At 62.5% G+C, this 15,699-nt stretch carries 16 protein-coding genes; 3 read left to right on the top strand and 13 right to left on the bottom strand.

Going from position 1 to position 15,699, the window contains the following annotated elements:
* Positions 1-112: 112 nt before the first annotated feature.
* The 9 genes from ACQY1J_RS06770 to ACQY1J_RS06730 all read right to left on the bottom strand — a co-directional run bounded on the left by ACQY1J_RS06770 (position 113) and on the right by ACQY1J_RS06730 (position 9,088).
* Entirely contained in the window at positions 113-790 is a 678-nt protein-coding gene (locus ACQY1J_RS06770; RefSeq protein ID WP_430251023.1) for a phosphoribosyltransferase, read from the bottom strand.
* A 9-nt stretch (positions 791-799) separates the two neighbouring features.
* Entirely contained in the window at positions 800-2,599 is a 1,800-nt protein-coding gene (locus tag ACQY1J_RS06765; protein WP_430251022.1) for an adenine deaminase, read from the bottom strand.
* Positions 2,599-3,528 (bottom strand): nucleoside hydrolase, encoded by a 930-nt coding sequence (locus ACQY1J_RS06760; RefSeq protein ID WP_430251021.1) that lies wholly within the window; start codon positions 3,526-3,528, stop codon positions 2,599-2,601. The genes ACQY1J_RS06765 and ACQY1J_RS06760 overlap by 1 nt, the downstream gene beginning before the upstream one ends.
* 12 nt (positions 3,529-3,540) lie before the next feature.
* A complete protein-coding gene (locus ACQY1J_RS06755; RefSeq protein WP_192077708.1) occupies positions 3,541-4,578 on the bottom strand; it encodes an ABC transporter ATP-binding protein in 1,038 nt (345 codons plus the stop codon).
* Positions 4,571-5,353: an ABC transporter permease gene (locus tag ACQY1J_RS06750; protein ID WP_092659627.1), complete on the bottom strand. Its 783-nt coding sequence runs from the start codon at positions 5,351-5,353 to the stop codon at positions 4,571-4,573. The genes ACQY1J_RS06755 and ACQY1J_RS06750 overlap by 8 nt, the downstream gene beginning before the upstream one ends.
* Positions 5,350-6,195, bottom strand: coding sequence for an ABC transporter permease (locus ACQY1J_RS06745; protein ID WP_174196871.1), 846 nt, complete (start codon positions 6,193-6,195; stop codon positions 5,350-5,352). The genes ACQY1J_RS06750 and ACQY1J_RS06745 overlap by 4 nt, the downstream gene beginning before the upstream one ends.
* Positions 6,196-6,326: 131 nt before the next feature.
* Positions 6,327-7,349, bottom strand: coding sequence for an ABC transporter substrate-binding protein (locus ACQY1J_RS06740; protein WP_430251020.1), 1,023 nt, complete (start codon positions 7,347-7,349; stop codon positions 6,327-6,329).
* The gene (locus ACQY1J_RS06735; protein ID WP_430251018.1) at positions 7,346-8,425 is read right to left on the bottom strand and encodes a LacI family DNA-binding transcriptional regulator; all 1,080 of its coding nucleotides are present in this window, start codon (positions 8,423-8,425) and stop codon (positions 7,346-7,348) included. The genes ACQY1J_RS06740 and ACQY1J_RS06735 overlap by 4 nt, the downstream gene beginning before the upstream one ends.
* A 213-nt stretch (positions 8,426-8,638) precedes the next feature.
* Positions 8,639-9,088, bottom strand: coding sequence for an Rrf2 family transcriptional regulator (locus ACQY1J_RS06730; protein ID WP_325263324.1), 450 nt, complete (start codon positions 9,086-9,088; stop codon positions 8,639-8,641).
* A 129-nt stretch (positions 9,089-9,217) separates the two neighbouring features.
* On the opposite strand from ACQY1J_RS06730, the gene ACQY1J_RS06725 reads away from it, so the two are divergent.
* Complete coding sequence (locus ACQY1J_RS06725; protein WP_430251017.1) at positions 9,218-10,141, top strand: NAD(P)/FAD-dependent oxidoreductase; 924 nt, start codon at positions 9,218-9,220, stop codon at positions 10,139-10,141.
* A 59-nt stretch (positions 10,142-10,200) separates the two neighbouring features.
* On the opposite strand, the gene ACQY1J_RS06720 is transcribed toward ACQY1J_RS06725, so the two are convergent.
* Positions 10,201-11,118: a LysR family transcriptional regulator gene (locus ACQY1J_RS06720; protein ID WP_430251016.1), complete on the bottom strand. Its 918-nt coding sequence runs from the start codon at positions 11,116-11,118 to the stop codon at positions 10,201-10,203.
* 110 nt (positions 11,119-11,228) lie between these two features.
* Here ACQY1J_RS06720 and ACQY1J_RS06715 point away from each other — a divergent pair, with 110 nt between their 5' ends.
* Positions 11,229-12,404 (top strand): acyl-CoA dehydrogenase, encoded by a 1,176-nt coding sequence (locus tag ACQY1J_RS06715; RefSeq protein ID WP_062461376.1) that lies wholly within the window; start codon positions 11,229-11,231, stop codon positions 12,402-12,404.
* Positions 12,405-12,657: 253 nt separating this feature from the next.
* Here the strand turns inward: ACQY1J_RS06715 and ACQY1J_RS06710 are convergent, their stop codons facing one another.
* Genes ACQY1J_RS06710 through ACQY1J_RS06700 form a run of 3 tightly spaced genes read right to left on the bottom strand, consistent with a single transcriptional unit; the run spans position 12,658 to position 14,486 of the window.
* Entirely contained in the window at positions 12,658-13,047 is a 390-nt protein-coding gene (locus tag ACQY1J_RS06710; protein ID WP_430251015.1) for a limonene-1,2-epoxide hydrolase family protein, read from the bottom strand.
* 48 nt (positions 13,048-13,095) lie between these two features.
* A complete protein-coding gene (locus tag ACQY1J_RS06705) occupies positions 13,096-13,698 on the bottom strand; it encodes an NADPH-dependent F420 reductase (RefSeq protein ID WP_113112319.1) in 603 nt (200 codons plus the stop codon).
* A 29-nt stretch (positions 13,699-13,727) separates the two neighbouring features.
* Positions 13,728-14,486 (bottom strand): SDR family oxidoreductase, encoded by a 759-nt coding sequence (locus ACQY1J_RS06700; RefSeq protein ID WP_430251014.1) that lies wholly within the window; start codon positions 14,484-14,486, stop codon positions 13,728-13,730.
* Positions 14,487-14,595: 109 nt separating this feature from the next.
* Between ACQY1J_RS06700 and ACQY1J_RS06695 the strand changes: the two genes are divergently transcribed.
* Positions 14,596-15,522 (top strand): LysR substrate-binding domain-containing protein, encoded by a 927-nt coding sequence (locus tag ACQY1J_RS06695; protein WP_430251013.1) that lies wholly within the window; start codon positions 14,596-14,598, stop codon positions 15,520-15,522.
* Positions 15,523-15,699: the final 177 nt, after the last annotated feature.

Below are 15,699 nucleotides of genomic sequence, written 5' to 3'. Positions count from 1 at the left end.
TGCGGACGCGATGGCACTGGATTCCTGTGACAAGCTCCCTCATCACTTTGCTCGTCACAGGAACCCAGCCGCGCGAAGTCCTTCGCGTGAGAGAACACTTTTTGGACTGACGTCACAAACCCCACAACCCCTCACCCGCCGTCACCAGCATCGGCGTCCCAAACACCCCTACAACCCTCTCCCGCCACTCGGCCCCGAACCCGTCGAGCCTGTCATGCCAGCGCACCGATTGCAGCATTGCCGCCCCGATTGCGACGGGCTCGATGCCCTGCGACGCCAGCAGCGTCAGACCGGCGACGATCGAGGTGCCGGAGGAGATCACGTCGTCTACCAGCACCACGCGCTTTCCCGTGATCAGCGGCAGCATGCGCGGATCGACATAGAGGCGCTTCACCTGGTCGGGTGTGGTGATCGACGACAGCGGCACGGACATCGCCTCATCGTACCAGAACTTGCGCGAGGTCCCGAGCGGAACGTAGCGCGGCAAGCCCAGCGCGCGGGCGACGGCTGAGGCGAGCGTCAGGCCAAGCGTCGGCAGGCCGATAATTACCTCAGGGCGGTAGGGTTCGAGTTTCTTTGCGAGATCCGCGGCCAGCGCGTCCTGCACCTCGAAACTCGCCTGGTTGATGATCAGCGAGGCGAGTGCGTGTTTGCCGTCGGAAAGCGGGCGGATCGGCAGGCGCAGCTGTCGCCCGTCATCGAGACTGACGGGAAAGAAGCCGGAAAACGGTGGCTCGCTTGAAAACGTGCCCGCCGGGTGGAGCTCCTGCCAGAAGTCGTGCGGCTGCATCAGCGCCCCTTATCCGAGAATTTCGAGAACGGGGCACTCCAGCACCTTGCCAGTCGTGACATCGGCAATGCCCCTGTCGGTCTGGTGCGGCCCGGGATTGCAGGCAAGCGTTGCGCCGAAGCAGGCCTTGAACACGAGATAGGGCGGCGTCCAGTCGACGATGCCGTCCATCGCGGCGCGGATGGCCCGAAAGCCGTCGGCCACCTCTTCCATCGGCGCTTCCGAGACGAGGCCGGAAAGCGGCAGCGGCAGCAGCACCTCCACCTTGCCGTTGATCGCCACCGCCATGCCGCCGCCGGCAGAAATGACGGCATTGGCGGCAGCGGCCATATCGATCGGATCGGCACCGAATACGGTCAGGTTATGGCTGTCATGCGCAAGAGTGGTGGCAAAGGCGCCGCGCCATGTGCCCCAGCCGGTGAGGAAACCGACCCGGGTGCGGCAGTCCGCCCGACCGTGGCGGTGGGTCACGGCAATCAGCGTCGCACCCTCAGGCGGCACCACGAAACCATCGACGACATCGGCATCCGCGCTTCCCCAGCGGGTAAACCGTGGCCGGTCGATCGTGGCAAGGCGCACCTTCGTGCCCTCCGACCGAACCCGGAAATCGTCTGCCTGCAAAGGCTTGAGCTTGACCGAAGCCGTCAGCGGGGCCGGATCGGTCGGTTTGATCTCGACCGAAATCGCTCCGCGGCAGCCAACTTCCGTACCGCTGGCGAACACATGCCGGGCGCGGAAATCCGTAAGATCCTCGAAGATAGCGATATCGGCACGGCGCCCGGCGGCAATCAGGCCGAGATCGGCGCGTCCGATGCGCTGGGCCGCATTCAGCGTTGCCGCCTGAAGCGCCCATTCCGGCTTCATGCCGTAGCGCACCAGCCTGCGCACCACATCGTCCAGCCCGCCGCCATCGACGAGATCGTCGGGAAACACGTCGTCGGTGCAGAGCGTCAGCGTCTGCGGCAGACGGCCGAGTTCGCCAAGCGCTGCGACGAACTCCGGCAGAAGATGGTCATGGCTGCCGCGCAGCTCCACCGTCAGTCCGGCGCGCAGCTTGGCGATCAGGTCTGCGCCCGAAACAAGCTCGTGGTCGGAGGTGATGCCGGATGCCATGAAGGCATTGAGATCCGCATCGGCAAGGCCGCGGGCATGGCCGCAGACCAGCTTTTCCGCAGCCAGCGCCACTTGGACGATCTCGCTCATGCGCGGGTCGCGATCGATCACGCCGCGCATGTTCATCACTTCGGCCAGACCGGCGATCTTCGGCCAGTAAAGCATTTCCTCGATCGCATCAGCTTCGAAACTGGCGCCCGCCATTTCGAGCCCCGGTGCAGACGGTACGCAGGACGGCGCGAGAACCAGGCACCGCAGCGGCAGGCACTTCACTGCCTCGACCGCCCAGCGCACGCCATCGACACCGTTGACGTTGCCGAATTCGTGCGGATCCCACACGACGGTTGTGACGCCGCGCGGCAGCACGGTTTGTGCGTAGGTGGCCGGCGTCACCATCGAGCTTTCGATATGCATATGGGTATCGATCAGCCCCGGCGACACAAAGGCACCGCCGGCATCGATCACCCGGTCGGCATCGCTGCGGCTAGCAGGCGCGTGGACGCTGGCGATCAGCGGCCCGACAATGCCGATATCGGCCGCGCGGAGTTCGCCCGTCACCATGTCGACGAGGGTGCCGCCGGTGATCAGGATATCGAAAGGCGCATCGCCGCGGGCAGCGATCACGGCCCGGTCGCGCAAGCCCGCATCGGTAAACCCGTAGATGTCAGTCACGATGGTCTTCATCTCGCCGCTCATCACCACGTTGCCTCCGCCTTGAGGGTTTCAAGGATCGTATCGCGCGCCTTTTCGACGTCTATCTCGGCCGCATAGGATCCGTTGAAACCGCTAACCTTGGCCGCCCGGGTCTCCACCACGGTCCGCCCACGCGTCACGGTACCGGCGGTTTCCATGTCGATGCGCGCCTCGCGCCAGGTGACGTGATCCGGATAGGCGAAGGCGAAAGCGGCAACCGCATCGTAAAGCGCCATCGCCGGCCGGCCGCGGCTGGTGGCGATCTCGACGAAGCCGGCCAGGAGATCGGCCACCAGCGTCGCATTGCGTCCGCCGGCAGCCCGGATCGGCGCCACATCGTCTGGAAAGCACAAAACCTTGCGGCAGATATCGAGATCGACCATCCTGAGCGGGATCTGATGCGCAAGCACGATGGCCACAGCTTCCGGATCCGCCCAGGCGTTGAATTCGGCAGATGCGGTGTGATTGCCGGCCGTCAGGCTTCCGCCCATCCAGGTGAGATCGGTGATCTTGGCGGCAAGATCCGGCCGTGCCAGCGCAACGGCTGCGATATTGGTGAGCGGCCCCAGCGCCAGGATCCGGCGCGCGTCGCCGTCGCTCGTTTCCAGCCACCGGCACAGCGCCTCGAAAGCATCGTCGTGAAATGTGTCGGGCATGTCCGGCAGGTGCAGACCGGCGCTCGGCATGCCTTCATCGCCCAGCACGTCCTGCGCCGTCTCAAGCCTGCCCATCACTGGAAAGGCGCGGCCCGCGTGAACCGGGAACGGCCAGACGAAGGCCGCACAGGCACCGGCCGCATTGCCGCGCACCCGTTCAATCGGTGCATTGCCGAACACAAGCGAAACCCCGTCCACGCCGAGGCCGGCATGCGCTGCGACCATGATCGCTGCGATGTCGTCGAAGCCCATATCGGTGTCGATCCAGATGCCCATGGCTATATCTCCTCAGGCAATGCGCGAAAGTTGCGCGGCCTTGTGTACCGGCAGGTCGAAGGACAGGTCCGAGCCGGACACATGCACCGGTTCGGAAGCATCCACCTCAGCCTTGATCGGACCGAGCGCGCTGTCCAGCAAATATTCGCGGGAATGGCCGGCAAACGATGTGCCGCGCACGGTTCCGCGAAACGGACCGGTTCCAAGCGTCACCATGCGCGGACGCCAGGCGAGACCCGCAGCCTTAGGCGCCTCCAGGCCGGGTGCGACCGAGAGCGGAACGCTGCCGTTGTCCGTCTTCAGCCCGCCGCCTTCCAGCGCAAAGATGTTCTCGAACCCGACGAAATCCGCCACGAACGAGGACGTCGGCCGGTTGTAGATATCTTCAGGCGTGCCGATCTGCTCGATCGCGCCGTTCTTCATGACGACGATCCGGTCGGCAAGCGACAGGGCTTCCGCCTGGTCGTGGGTGACGAAGATCATCGTCACGCCGGTTTCGCGCTGGACGCGCTGCAGTTCGGTGCGCATTTCCAGCCGAAGCCGGGCATCGAGGTTGGACAGCGGCTCGTCGAGCAGCAGAACCTTCGGCTCCATCACCATCGAGCGGGCAAGCGCCACGCGCTGCTGCTGGCCGCCGGAAAGCTCGGCCGGCTTGCGGTCGGCAAATTTTGCCAGACCGACGGAGGTGATGCCGGACTGCACCTTGGCATCCAGTTCGGCGCCTTTCATGCCCTTCAGCCGCAACCCGAAGGCAACGTTTTCGTAGACGGAGAGATGCGGGAACAGTGCATAGGACTGGAACACCAGCCCCACGGCACGCTTGTTCGGCGCCGTGCGCGTCATGTCCTCGCCGTCGAGGATGACCTTGCCGGATTTCACAGGCAACAGCCCGGCGATTGCCCGCATGGTCGTCGTCTTGCCGCAGCCGGAGGGGCCGAGCAGCGCGATGAGTTCGCCACGCCGGACCGACAGGTCGAGATCGGCAACGGCCACGCTGTCGCCATAGGCAAGCGTCAGCTTTTCAAGCGAGAGATAGGATTGATCAGACATAGCGGGAAAATCCGAGAAAGCGTTCAGCAGCAAAGACGATGCCGATGGACAGGAAGGCGAGCAGCGACGAGAGCGCCGCAACCGACGGATCGAAGACGATTTCCATATAGGCCATCATGTCGATCGGCAGCGTGCGCACGCCGGGACCGGACAGGAACAGCGATACGGGCACCTGATTGAACGAGGTGACGAAGCCGAGGATGAATGCCGAAAGAATGCCGCCCTTGATGTTGGGCATGACCACCCGGAAGAAGGCACCGAGCCGGGACGACCCCAGCAGAACCGCCGCCTCCTCGATATCCGAGCGCAGATTGTCGAGGCTCGCCGAAACGACGCGCACCGCATAGGGTAGGATCAGCGCTGTATGGGCCAGAAACAGCGCAAGCGTAATGCCGACGCCGAACGGCACGACCACATAGCGCAGCAGCGAAAGGCCGACGATGATGCCGGGCACGATGATCGGCGCGGAAACGATGGTGCGGATGATTTCCGCCCCCGGCAGCCGGTAGCGCGACAGCGCGTAGGATGCGGGAATGCCGAGCACCAGCGCTGCCGCCGTGCCGCCGATGGCCAGAAACATCGACATCGCGAACGAGGCACGAAAGCTTTCGACCGTGAAGACCTTGAGGATCCACTGCAGCGAAAAGCCCTGCGGCGGAAACGCCAATGTCTCGCCAGCCGAAAACGACGCCGCGACGATGATCAGAAATGGCCCGATCAGAAAGGTCGCCAGCAGAAACAGCGTGGCGGGGACGAACAGGCTGCGAGCGGTCATCGGGCGGCCTTTCTCTGCGTGTTGCGCGCCGTTGCCACCCGCTTCAGGAGAAGGTTGGCGGCAAAGCTCATGACAATCAGGATGCAGGCGATGACGCTTGCGGCGACGAAATTGTTGCTGACGGCAACCTGCTGGTACATCAGCGTTTCCAGCATCAGCACCTTGGAGCCGCCAAGGATGGCCGGCGTGATATAGGCGGTGAGGCAACCGGTGAAGACCAGCGTACCGCCGATGACCAACCCCTCCTTGGTGAGCGGCAGGATGACCTTCCAGAACACCTGGAACCAGTTGGCGCCGAGCACTCTTGCTGCCGGAACCGCATCCTTGGGCATATTCTCGAGCGCCGAGATCAGCGAGATGATCATCAGCGGCAGAAACAGCTGCAGCAGGCCGATAAAGATTGCCGTTTCGGAAAACAGGATGCGCAGCGGCGCCTCGCTCAGCCCCAGCGCCTGGAAAGCCTGGTTGACGATGCCGGTCCGGCCGAGAATGACGATCCACGCATAGGTGCGCGCCACCGGCGAAATCATCAGCGGCAGCACGACCAGCCCGGTCATCCGGCCCTTTGCAGCGGGCGACAGGCTGACGATGGAAAACGCCGCCGCATAGCCGATCACCGCCGAAACCACCGTCACCAGCGCGCCTAGCTTCAGCGTGCGCAGGAACACCGCCTGATTGAGCGGCGAGGAGAAGAACTCGCCGTAAGCCGCAAACGTCCAGCCGCCATCAAGGCTCCTGAACCCATCGGACAGAAGGATCAGCACGGGCACAATAAACACCGCCGCCGCAAAAATTGCGGCAGGCAGCGCAAGTGCAAACGCCTCGGCCCGGTTTTGAAACATGCGTGGTCTCCGGTAGTATCGTCGAACTGTGTCACGTCATCATTCCCGCGCGCTTCGCAGGCCGCGCCCTTTCAGCCCGGAACCCGGGCCGAAAGGTTTGCGGCGCCGCAAGGCGCGCGGTTTGCTGAAGCTTACTGCCCGACCTTGTCGTTCCAGGTCTTGATCCAGCCGGCGCGGTTATCGAGAGCGATGGCCGAGGGGATGAACTTGAGGCTTTCGGCGGTTGCCTTGCCGAAGGTAAGGTTGCCAGCGATCTCGTCGGATACCTTCACCTCGCTATTGGCAGGGCTGTCCACCAGCTTTTCCGCAAGCTTGGTCTGGATCTCGGTCGACAGCCAGAAATCCATGAACTGCAGCGCCAGGTCGCGGTTCTTGGAACCCTTGGTGACGACCATGACATTCATGCCGCCGGCCTGGCCTTCCTTAGGCGTCGCCCATGCCATCGGCAGGCCGAGCTTGGTAAACGGCGCCCAGGCGAAACGACCGGCGGGCGCTGCCCAGATCTCTTCCTGCTTCATCAGCTGCACCAGCTGCGAGGACTTCTCGTAGAAGGTGACGATCTCGTCCTTGTTCTCGCCGATCGTCGCGATCGGGGCGGCAAGGTCAGGCGTATCCTTGCCCAGCGCCTGGCCGAGCATGTAGAGCGTTGGTGCCGCGCCATTGGTAGTGATGTTCGGAAACGCGATATGGCCGACATATTCCGGCTTGAACAGATCCGCCCAGCTTTCGATCTTCATCTTGTCGGACCGGTAGACGATCGAGTTGGCGTAGAACGTGTAGCCGACGCTCTTGCCGTCCTGGTTCGGATCCTTGGCGATGTCGTACAGCGCGTTGAAGCTCTTGAGCTTGGCTGTGTCGATCGTGTCGGTCAGATCCTTGCGGGACGCAGACAGCGCATCGGCCATCGAGACCACGGCCATGTCGATGACCGGATTGGCCTTGTTGGCCTCCATCTTGGCCACCCGCTCGACGCTGTTGCCGGTCTCGACCACCAGCTTGCAGCCGCAGATCGCCTGGAAGGGATCATAGACGATCTGCTTGTACTCGTCCTGCGCCAACGCATAGACGGAAATGGTCAGCGTCTTTTCCTGGGCCTGGGCAAGGCCCGTCGTGGCAAGCAACAGGGTGGCGGATGCGGTAATCAGGGTCTTCATGGGTCATTCCCTTCCAAGGGTGGGGATGCGGGTGAAAATTGGGGGCTGGAAACCGATGCGGTGGTCTGGCGGGCAACGAGTGTCATCGGCACGCGATCGGTCTTTGCAACGGCTGTGACGCCGACCGTGATGGTCGCAGCATCAGGCTCGGCCGCATCCTCGCCGATCACGCCGACCAGCGCGCCGACGGCAATCTCGGCAATCGCCGCCATATCCTGGCGCACGGTGGTAAGGCCCGGCGAAACCACCGACGACCAGACGAGATCGTCGAAGCCGGTAACGCTTGCCTGCTGCGGAATGCGGATGCCGGATTGTTGCAGTTCGGTCAGCGCTCGCAGCGCATGCAGATCGCTCGTGGCGGCAAAAGCGGTAAAGCCGAGCTCGACCTTCTGCTTCAACCCAAGCGAACAGCCGGCTCCCGCCAGCGTCTCAAGCTTTTCGATCCAGATCGTCTCAAAGCGGGCATCCTTCGGCAGGCGTGATTTCATGCCGCCGATACGGTCGTTCTGAACGTTCGAAAGCGGATTGGCGCCGATCAGCACGAAATTACTGTGCCCGAGCGAGACCAGATGATCGGCCACCACCTGGCCACCCTGCCAGTGATCGGAAGAAACCGTATTGCCTGGAGTCGACGGGCTGTCGATGACCGCGACCGGGCAACCGAGATCGGCAATGCGGGTGCCGAGCCGCGGCACGATGACGATACCATCGACCTGGCGCTCGACCAGACGCTGGATCGCCAGCGTCTGCATCGAACTGTCGCCACGGCTGTCGGCGATCAAAACGCCGTAACCGGCATTGGCTGCAGCATTCTCGATCGCCTGGGCGATTTGCGGGAAAAGCGGATTGGCGATATCGGGAAGCACCAGCCCGATGACGCGGCTGCGCCCAGTGCGAAGCGCCCGCGCCGTCACGCTCGGCACATACCCAAGCTCCTCGGCCTTCGCCCGTATCTTCGCCCCAAGCTCCGGCGAAACCCGCCCCTTGCCCGACAACGCATTCGACACGGTGGCCGCCGACACGCCAAGGGCGCTCGCTATCGCACTCATGTTCGAACCGGGGCGGATGGGAGCCATCGAGGCGCTCTGATTAATCGTTTAATCAGAAAAGCAGAAAACGGATAAGGAGTTGAGTCCCGCCGGACGGTTGCAAACTCACGCCCTGGGCGGCCAGAGCGAAAATCCAGCACCACAGCATGCGCTTGGGGGCGCACCCGGCGTGAAGCGGAGGGCTTGATCTACAGAGGGACTAGTCCGCGGCCGAAGACATGGTTGGGATGTCGCCTGCGGTCATGGCGTGCATCGTTGACCGTCGTCCTGTTCGCTCGATCCTCGAAACCCGTTGGCGATATCGGCAAGCGTTACCCCGGCAAACCTCTTGCGCAACAGCTCCTCGGCTTCGTTGAAGACGTCCGTCAAAGTCCCGTTGACCGCCTGTTCGATCGGACATCCCGGCATGTCGTAAGCGGGTCCAACCGCAAAGATCGACGGTTCTCCGACCGCCCGGTAGATATCGAGAAGCGTCAGCTCCTCGAGAGGACGCGCCAGCGTCCAGCCGCCACCATGCCCTTTTACGGAGCTGACATACCCTTCGTCGCGCAATCCCGCCATGGTGCGCCGGATGACGACAGGGTTGGCGTCGAGCATCTGTGCGATCATCTCGGATGTCATCGCCCCGTCATGTCGCCCCATATGGATCAACACATGCAGCATGCGCGATAGCCGACTATCCTGCCTCATGTTCTACTCCCTCGCGTTCTTTCCCCACCGACACTAGCACAATCGTCATTCACGATACAATCGAAGTGTCATGAGGCTTGACCCGTCTTTTCACGACACTTATGTTGTTGCGAGACAGAGGAGAAAATCATGAGCGACACGATCTATGACGTCATCATCATCGGAGGCAGCTACGCCGGGCTGTCGGCAGCGCTTCAACTCGGCCGCGCGCGTCGGAAGGTTCTGATGATCGACGAAGGCCTCAGGCGCAATCGGTTCGCATCCCACTCGCATGGCTTCCTCACCCAGGACCATGTCGATCCCGCTGAAATTGCAGCCGAGGCCCGGTCACAGGTCATGGAGTACCCAACGGTGGATTGGGTCTCGGGTCGTGCAGAGACCGTTCAGCGCAACGGTGAGAAAGGCTCTGGAGCGGCTCATGTCACCGTTTTGGTGAGGGACACCCGTTACCGTTCACGCCGGCTTATCCTGGCGCTGGGCGTACGCGACATTCTTCCTGACATCGAGGGGTTGAAGGAGCGTTGGGGCAAAAGCGTGTTCCATTGCCCCTACTGCCACGGCTACGAACTCAACCAAGGCAAGATCGGCGTCATCGCCGGCTCGGCGCTCTCGATGCACCATGCGCTGATGCTTCCTGACTGGGGACCGACAACCCTGCTTCTCAACCAGGCATTCGAGCCGGATAGAGATCAGCTTCAATCGCTCGCAGCGCGCGGCGTCGTCATCGAGCGCTCCCCCGTGAAGGCCCTCACCGATCACGCCGATGTGCAGCTTGTAGATGGAAGGACCCTGTCTTTCTCCGGCCTGTTCGCACTTGCTCCCTTCGAGGTCTCCACCTCGATCGCGCAGCAGCTCGGCCTCGATATGGAGCAAGGCCCCCTTGGCGCCACCATCAAGACTGATGCGATGAAGGAAACCAGCCTGCCCGGCGTCTTCGCCTGCGGCGACGCCGCGCGTCCCATGGCCTCAGTTGCACTCGCGGTCGCCGATGGAAGCCTGGCGGGCGTGGCTGCTCACCGGTCGTTGCTGTTAGCGACCATCAACGATGAATAGGTTCAAGGAGCGACGGATGGATTATGGTGAAGGGGCGAGACGCACCGTTCCGTCACTCTTCACCACCCCACCACCTCCTGCCCATACCGCGCCACCTCTTCCAGCAGCCACTCCCGAAACGCCACCACCGGCCTGAAATCGCGTTTGCTGATGGGTGCCACCGCGTAATAGGCGCTGGGGCTTGTGACTTCATGCGGGAAGGCTTCGACCAGCTGGCCGCTCGCCAGTTCGCTGTCGATCAGGAACAGCGGCATCAGCGCGACGCCGAGCCCTGCGATCGCTGCCTGGGCGACGCTTGAGAACTGTTCGAAGCGCATCGCCTGAGAGGGGGCCGTGTCGATGCCAAGGCTTGCGAACCAGTGGCTCCAGGCACCGGGCCGCGAGGCCATGTGCAGAAGCGGCAGCCGCAGCAGGTCTTCGCCTGCGCGGATCGGATGGCTGGCCAGAAACTCCGGCGAGCAGACCGGCGCCACCATTTCGCTCATCAAATAGGTGCACTCGGCCCCCGGCCAGTCGGGAGTGCCCACATGGATCGCCATGTCGATGCCTTCGCGGTCGAAATCGAACACGCCGATGCGGGTCGCGAAATTCAGCGTCACTTGCGGATGCCGGGCCACGAAGTGCGGAATGCGCGGCATCAGCCAGCGGGTGCCGAATGTCGGCAAGATCGCAAGGTTCAGCTGGTCGCCATGCCGTTTGCTCATGGCGGCAAGCGAGGCGGAGCGGATCTGGGAAAGCGCCACGCTGATCGACTTGGCATAGTCCGCCCCGGTCTCGGTCAGCACCACGCCGCGGCTGGTGCGCTCGAACAGTGGCATGCCCAGCTGCTCTTCAAGCCCGGAAACCTGCCGGCTGATGGCGCCTTGCGTCAAGGACAGCTCTTCGGCAGCCGCCGAAAAACTGCCGAGCCTGGCAACGGAATCGAAGGCGGCAAGCGCCGAGGTGGACGGCAGAAGCTTTCGCGACAGGGTGAGCATGCCCTATGACTATAGATCATGACGGTTTGAGTAAACGGGTCTTGCCCTTGCGCGCCCCACGGCGATAATCGCCATCAACAGAATTGCTGAAATCCGGAGGCCCGAGAAGCATGGCGTTTAACTGGAACGATCCCTTTCTCATCGAAGACCAACTGAGCGACGAAGAGCGGATGATCCGCGATGCGGCCGCAAGCTTTGCCAAGGCCGAACTCGCGCCCCGCATCAACGATGCCTATCTCGACGAGACCACCGACAAGGACCTGTTCAAGCTGATGGGCCAGACCGGCCTTCTCGGCGTGACGCTGCCCGAGGAATATGGCGCCGCCAACGCTTCTTATGTCGCCTACGGCCTCGTCGCCCGCGAGATCGAGCGCATCGACTCTGGCTATCGCTCGATGATGAGCGTCCAGTCCTCGCTGGTGATCTATCCGATCTTCACCTACGGCTCCGATGAGCAGAAACAGAAGTATCTGCCCGGCCTCGTCTCCGGTGATCTGATCGGCTGTTTCGGCCTGACCGAACCGGACGCCGGCTCCGACCCCGGCGGCATGAAGACCCGCGCCGAAAAAATCGAGGGTGGTTATCGCCTGCGCGGCGCAAAAACCTGGATCTCCAACGCACCGATCGCCGACGTCTTCGTCGTCTGGGCGAAATCGGAAGCCCATAACAACGAGATCCGCGGCTTTGTGCTCGAAAAGGGCATGAAGGGTCTTTCGGCCCCGAAGATCGGCGGCAAGCTTTCGCTGCGCGCCTCGATCACAGGCGAAATCGTCATGGACGGCGTCGAGGTGACCGAAGATGCCATCCTGCCCAACGTGTCGGGCCTGAAAGGCCCGTTCGGCTGCCTCAACCGCGCCCGCTACGGCATTTCCTGGGGTGTGATGGGCGCTGCCGAAGACTGCTGGTTCCGCGCTCGCCAGTATGGGCTGGATCGCAAACAGTTCGGCAAGCCGCTCGCCGGCACCCAGCTCTACCAGAAGAAGCTCGCCGACATGCAGACCGAAATCACGCTCGGCCTGCAGGCATCGCTTCGCGTCGGCCAGCTGATGGACCAGCACAAGATGGCCCCGGAAATGATCTCCATCGTCAAGCGCAACAATTGCGGCAAGGCACTCGATATCGCCCGCCAGGCCCGCGACATGCACGGCGGCAACGGCATCCAGATCGAATACCACGTCATGCGCCACGCCCAGAACCTGGAAACGGTCAACACGTATGAGGGCACGCATGACGTTCATGCCCTGATCCTCGGCCGTGCACAGACGGGGATTCAGGCGTTTTTCTGAGACGGGATTTTGGTGGAACCGTGCCCGGCGCGCGGATGCGTGCCGGGCTTTTTTTGTGCGAGATGGGGATGGGGGGGCTGGTTCTCACAAGAGGTGGCCATGGCTGCGACCTAGAGAAAAGACCGAGTTGGCGTCGTAAGCGGACTGACCGAAGTCTGGGTGCCGAAGGGCGACATCGGACTTCGAATCATGTGATGGTGCTTCGGTCCAACTTTGACCCAAAGGCAACCTCTTGTCGGAGATCGTGATCCGACTATTTGCCGATCTGGTTCAATTGCCGGTCGAAGTCCGCCGGATCGAAATAGTCACGCCAGACGGTGATCATGCCGTTCTCGACTGTCACTGTGCCCATGACGGGCAGCGTGATCCGTCCGCCGTTTTCGTGAAGGAAGATGTCGATCCGCTCGTTCAGCACGACGTTTCCCGCCGCCGCGATGTGCACCACCTTCCAGTCGACAGTAAACTTGTTGCCGATGCCGAAATCGCGGTGAAATTTTCGAACGTTCTCGCGGCCGGTGACATCGGGAAAGGGCACGTTGTCGTAGAGGACGTCTTCGGCGAGCATGGCGATGGCCTCGTCGATCCGATTGGCGCTCCAGTGGTCGAAAAACGTCTGTGCTATTTCGATGGCTGTGGTGGACATAGCGGGCTCCTGAATTGTTGAAGAGACGGCGCGGAAGATTTTTAAACCTTAGCCGAATTTGACGAGGTTGTGCGCCGGCAACGGGCCGCCCGGAAACTGGACGAGGCGGCTCCCAACGGCGAGGTCACCGAGATCGATGCCGAAGAAGTCAAGACGGTCGATCAGCGCGCCGATCTCCGCTTTGGCCGATGCATCATCGCCGGAATAAAACAGCACGCGTCTGCCGCCTTCGCTGGTCGGGTCACCGGCGAGCACAGCGGCTGACAGATGGTTGAACGCCTTTACGACCCGAGCACCAGGAACCATCTCGACGAACACATCCGACGACGTCCGGCCGCCGAGGTCTGCGGGCTGGAACAGTGGCGCTTCGATCGGGTTGTTGGTATCGACGACGATCCGACCGTTCCAGTTGGGCAGACCGGCCATCGCCGCAGGAAGCTTCGACCAATTGACGGCGATGAAGACGATGTCTTTCGATGCGGCTTCCTCGCGCGATCCGGCGGTAATCGATGGGCCGAGCGAGGCGACGAGTTCGGCAAGCGTTTCAGGGCCGCGGCTGTTGGAAAGCGTGGCTGCGATGCCCTTCCTTGCGAGAGTTGTCGCAATGGCGCGACCAATGTTTCCAGCGCCGATAATTCCGATGGATGTCATGGATTTGTCTCCTTGTTGAAAATGGTCGATCAGGCTGTCTGTCCGCCGTCGACGTTGAGTGTTGCTCCGGTAATGTAGCTGGCGTCCGGGCCGGCGAGGAAGGCGACCGCCGCGGCAATGTCTTCGGGCTTGCCGTAACGCCCAAGCGCCGCAAGCCCTTTTAAAGTGTCTGCAAAGGGGCCGTTTGCCGGGTTCATGTCGGTATCGATTGCACCGGGCTGAACCAGGTTGACGGTAATGTTACGCGGGCCGAGATCACGGGACCAGCCGCGCGTATAGGCGCCCACTGCAGCCTTTGTTGCGATGTAGTCGGCTGCACCTGGAAAGGGAATGTGAACTGCGCCCGTTGTCCCGATCGAGACGATCCGTCCGCCGTCCTCCATCAGAGGAACTGCGGCGCGGACCGCGGCCGCGACACCCTTGACGTTGATGTCGATCTGTCGATCGAACGCCGCGATATCTGCGTCCGGGTCGCCGACCCCGCCGGTGACGAAGACACCGGCCGAATTGACCAGGATGTCCAGCCGGCCGAACGCTTCGTGCGCCTGTCGCACAAGGTCTGCGACCTCGGACGCATTGGCCTGATCCGCCTTGATTGCCAGAGACCGACGCCCAAGGGCTTCGACCGCGCGCACGATCTCCTCTGCCCTGTCGCCAGAAGTTGAATAGCTGAACACCACATCCGCCCCGTCATCGGCCAGGCGCTTGACGATGGCTGCGCCGATGCCCCGCGACCCGCCGGTCACGAGAGCAACCTTGCCGAGAAGAGGCTGCGAATTCCGTGTCATCTGCTCGCTCCTTGCGATGTTTGATGACGCAGATATGGACGATCCAATTCCCTTTGATTAGCTGGAACTCGCTTGTTATATCTTCAACGATCATTTGAAGGGTGCGGCGATGGAGACACTGGCGAATCTTGAATCCTTCGTGCGGAGCGCCGAGCATGGCAGTTTTTCAGAAGCGGCCAGACGCATGTCGCTCACTCCGGCCGCCGTCAGCCGCAACGTCGCCATGCTGGAGCGCAACCTCGGTATCCGGCTGTTCCATCGCTCGACGCGCAAGCTGGTTCTCACCGAGGCGGGCGAAAGCTTCAGGCTGTCGGTCGCCGATAGCCTGGACACACTCCAGGCTGCGATCGGAGGTGCGGCTGTGCAGGGTGAGCCGAAGGGCGTGCTCAAGGTCAGCCTGCCGCCCACCCTCGGCGTGCTGCATATCCTTCCCCATCTGCCTGAGTTTCTGAAGCTCTATCCGGGTGTGAAGCCGGAATGTCATTTCGATGCCAGACCCGTCGACCTTGTGGCCGATGGCTATGATGCAGCGATCGGCGGAGGCTTCGATCTGAACCCGGGCATTGTCGCCCGAACGCTCGCTCCGGTGCACATCATTGCGGTGGCATCACCGGGCTATATGGCAGGTCGCGTGCCGCCGTTCGACCCGGCGGGGTTGAAGGCGCTGGATAGCATCGTGATGCGTTTGAGGCAGAGCGGACGCATCCGCCAATGGACGATGCGCGATGCGGCTGGCCGTCAGGCGGCTGCGGAGTTATCCGAAACTCTGGTCGTCAACGATCCCGCCGCAATGCTCAGTGCTACCGTTCTAGGGGTGGGCGTCGCGCTGGTTCCGAAAGCAGACGCCCAGCCTCATCTCGAGGCCGGGCGTGTGGTCCGGCTGTTGCCGCAGTGGTATTCCGACGCAGGCGCGATTTCGGTGTACTTCGCAAGCCGATCACAGCTCCCTGCAAAGACCCGTGTCTTCATCGATTTTGTGGCAGCTCTGGCAGAGCGCAATCGCTGGCCAGAGCAGTTTGCCGGCAGTCTCGGGTAACCGCATTTGGCGCACTGGGGACATGACGCCGCCGCCGAGACGATGTCTGCTTTTGTGCAGGTACGGCGACGACCTCTATGGCAGACAAAATCGCGCATAGCGGCAACACAACAGCAACCATACATGGCCTCCACCCTCACCACCCACGCCGCTTTTCGTCATTGGCCATCTCCCACC

The sequence above is a fragment of the Neorhizobium sp. DAR64860/K0K1 genome (assembly GCF_050500205.1).
GTDB lineage: Bacteria > Pseudomonadota > Alphaproteobacteria > Rhizobiales > Rhizobiaceae > Neorhizobium > Neorhizobium soli.
This window is presented reverse-complemented; position numbering and strand designations above follow the sequence as displayed.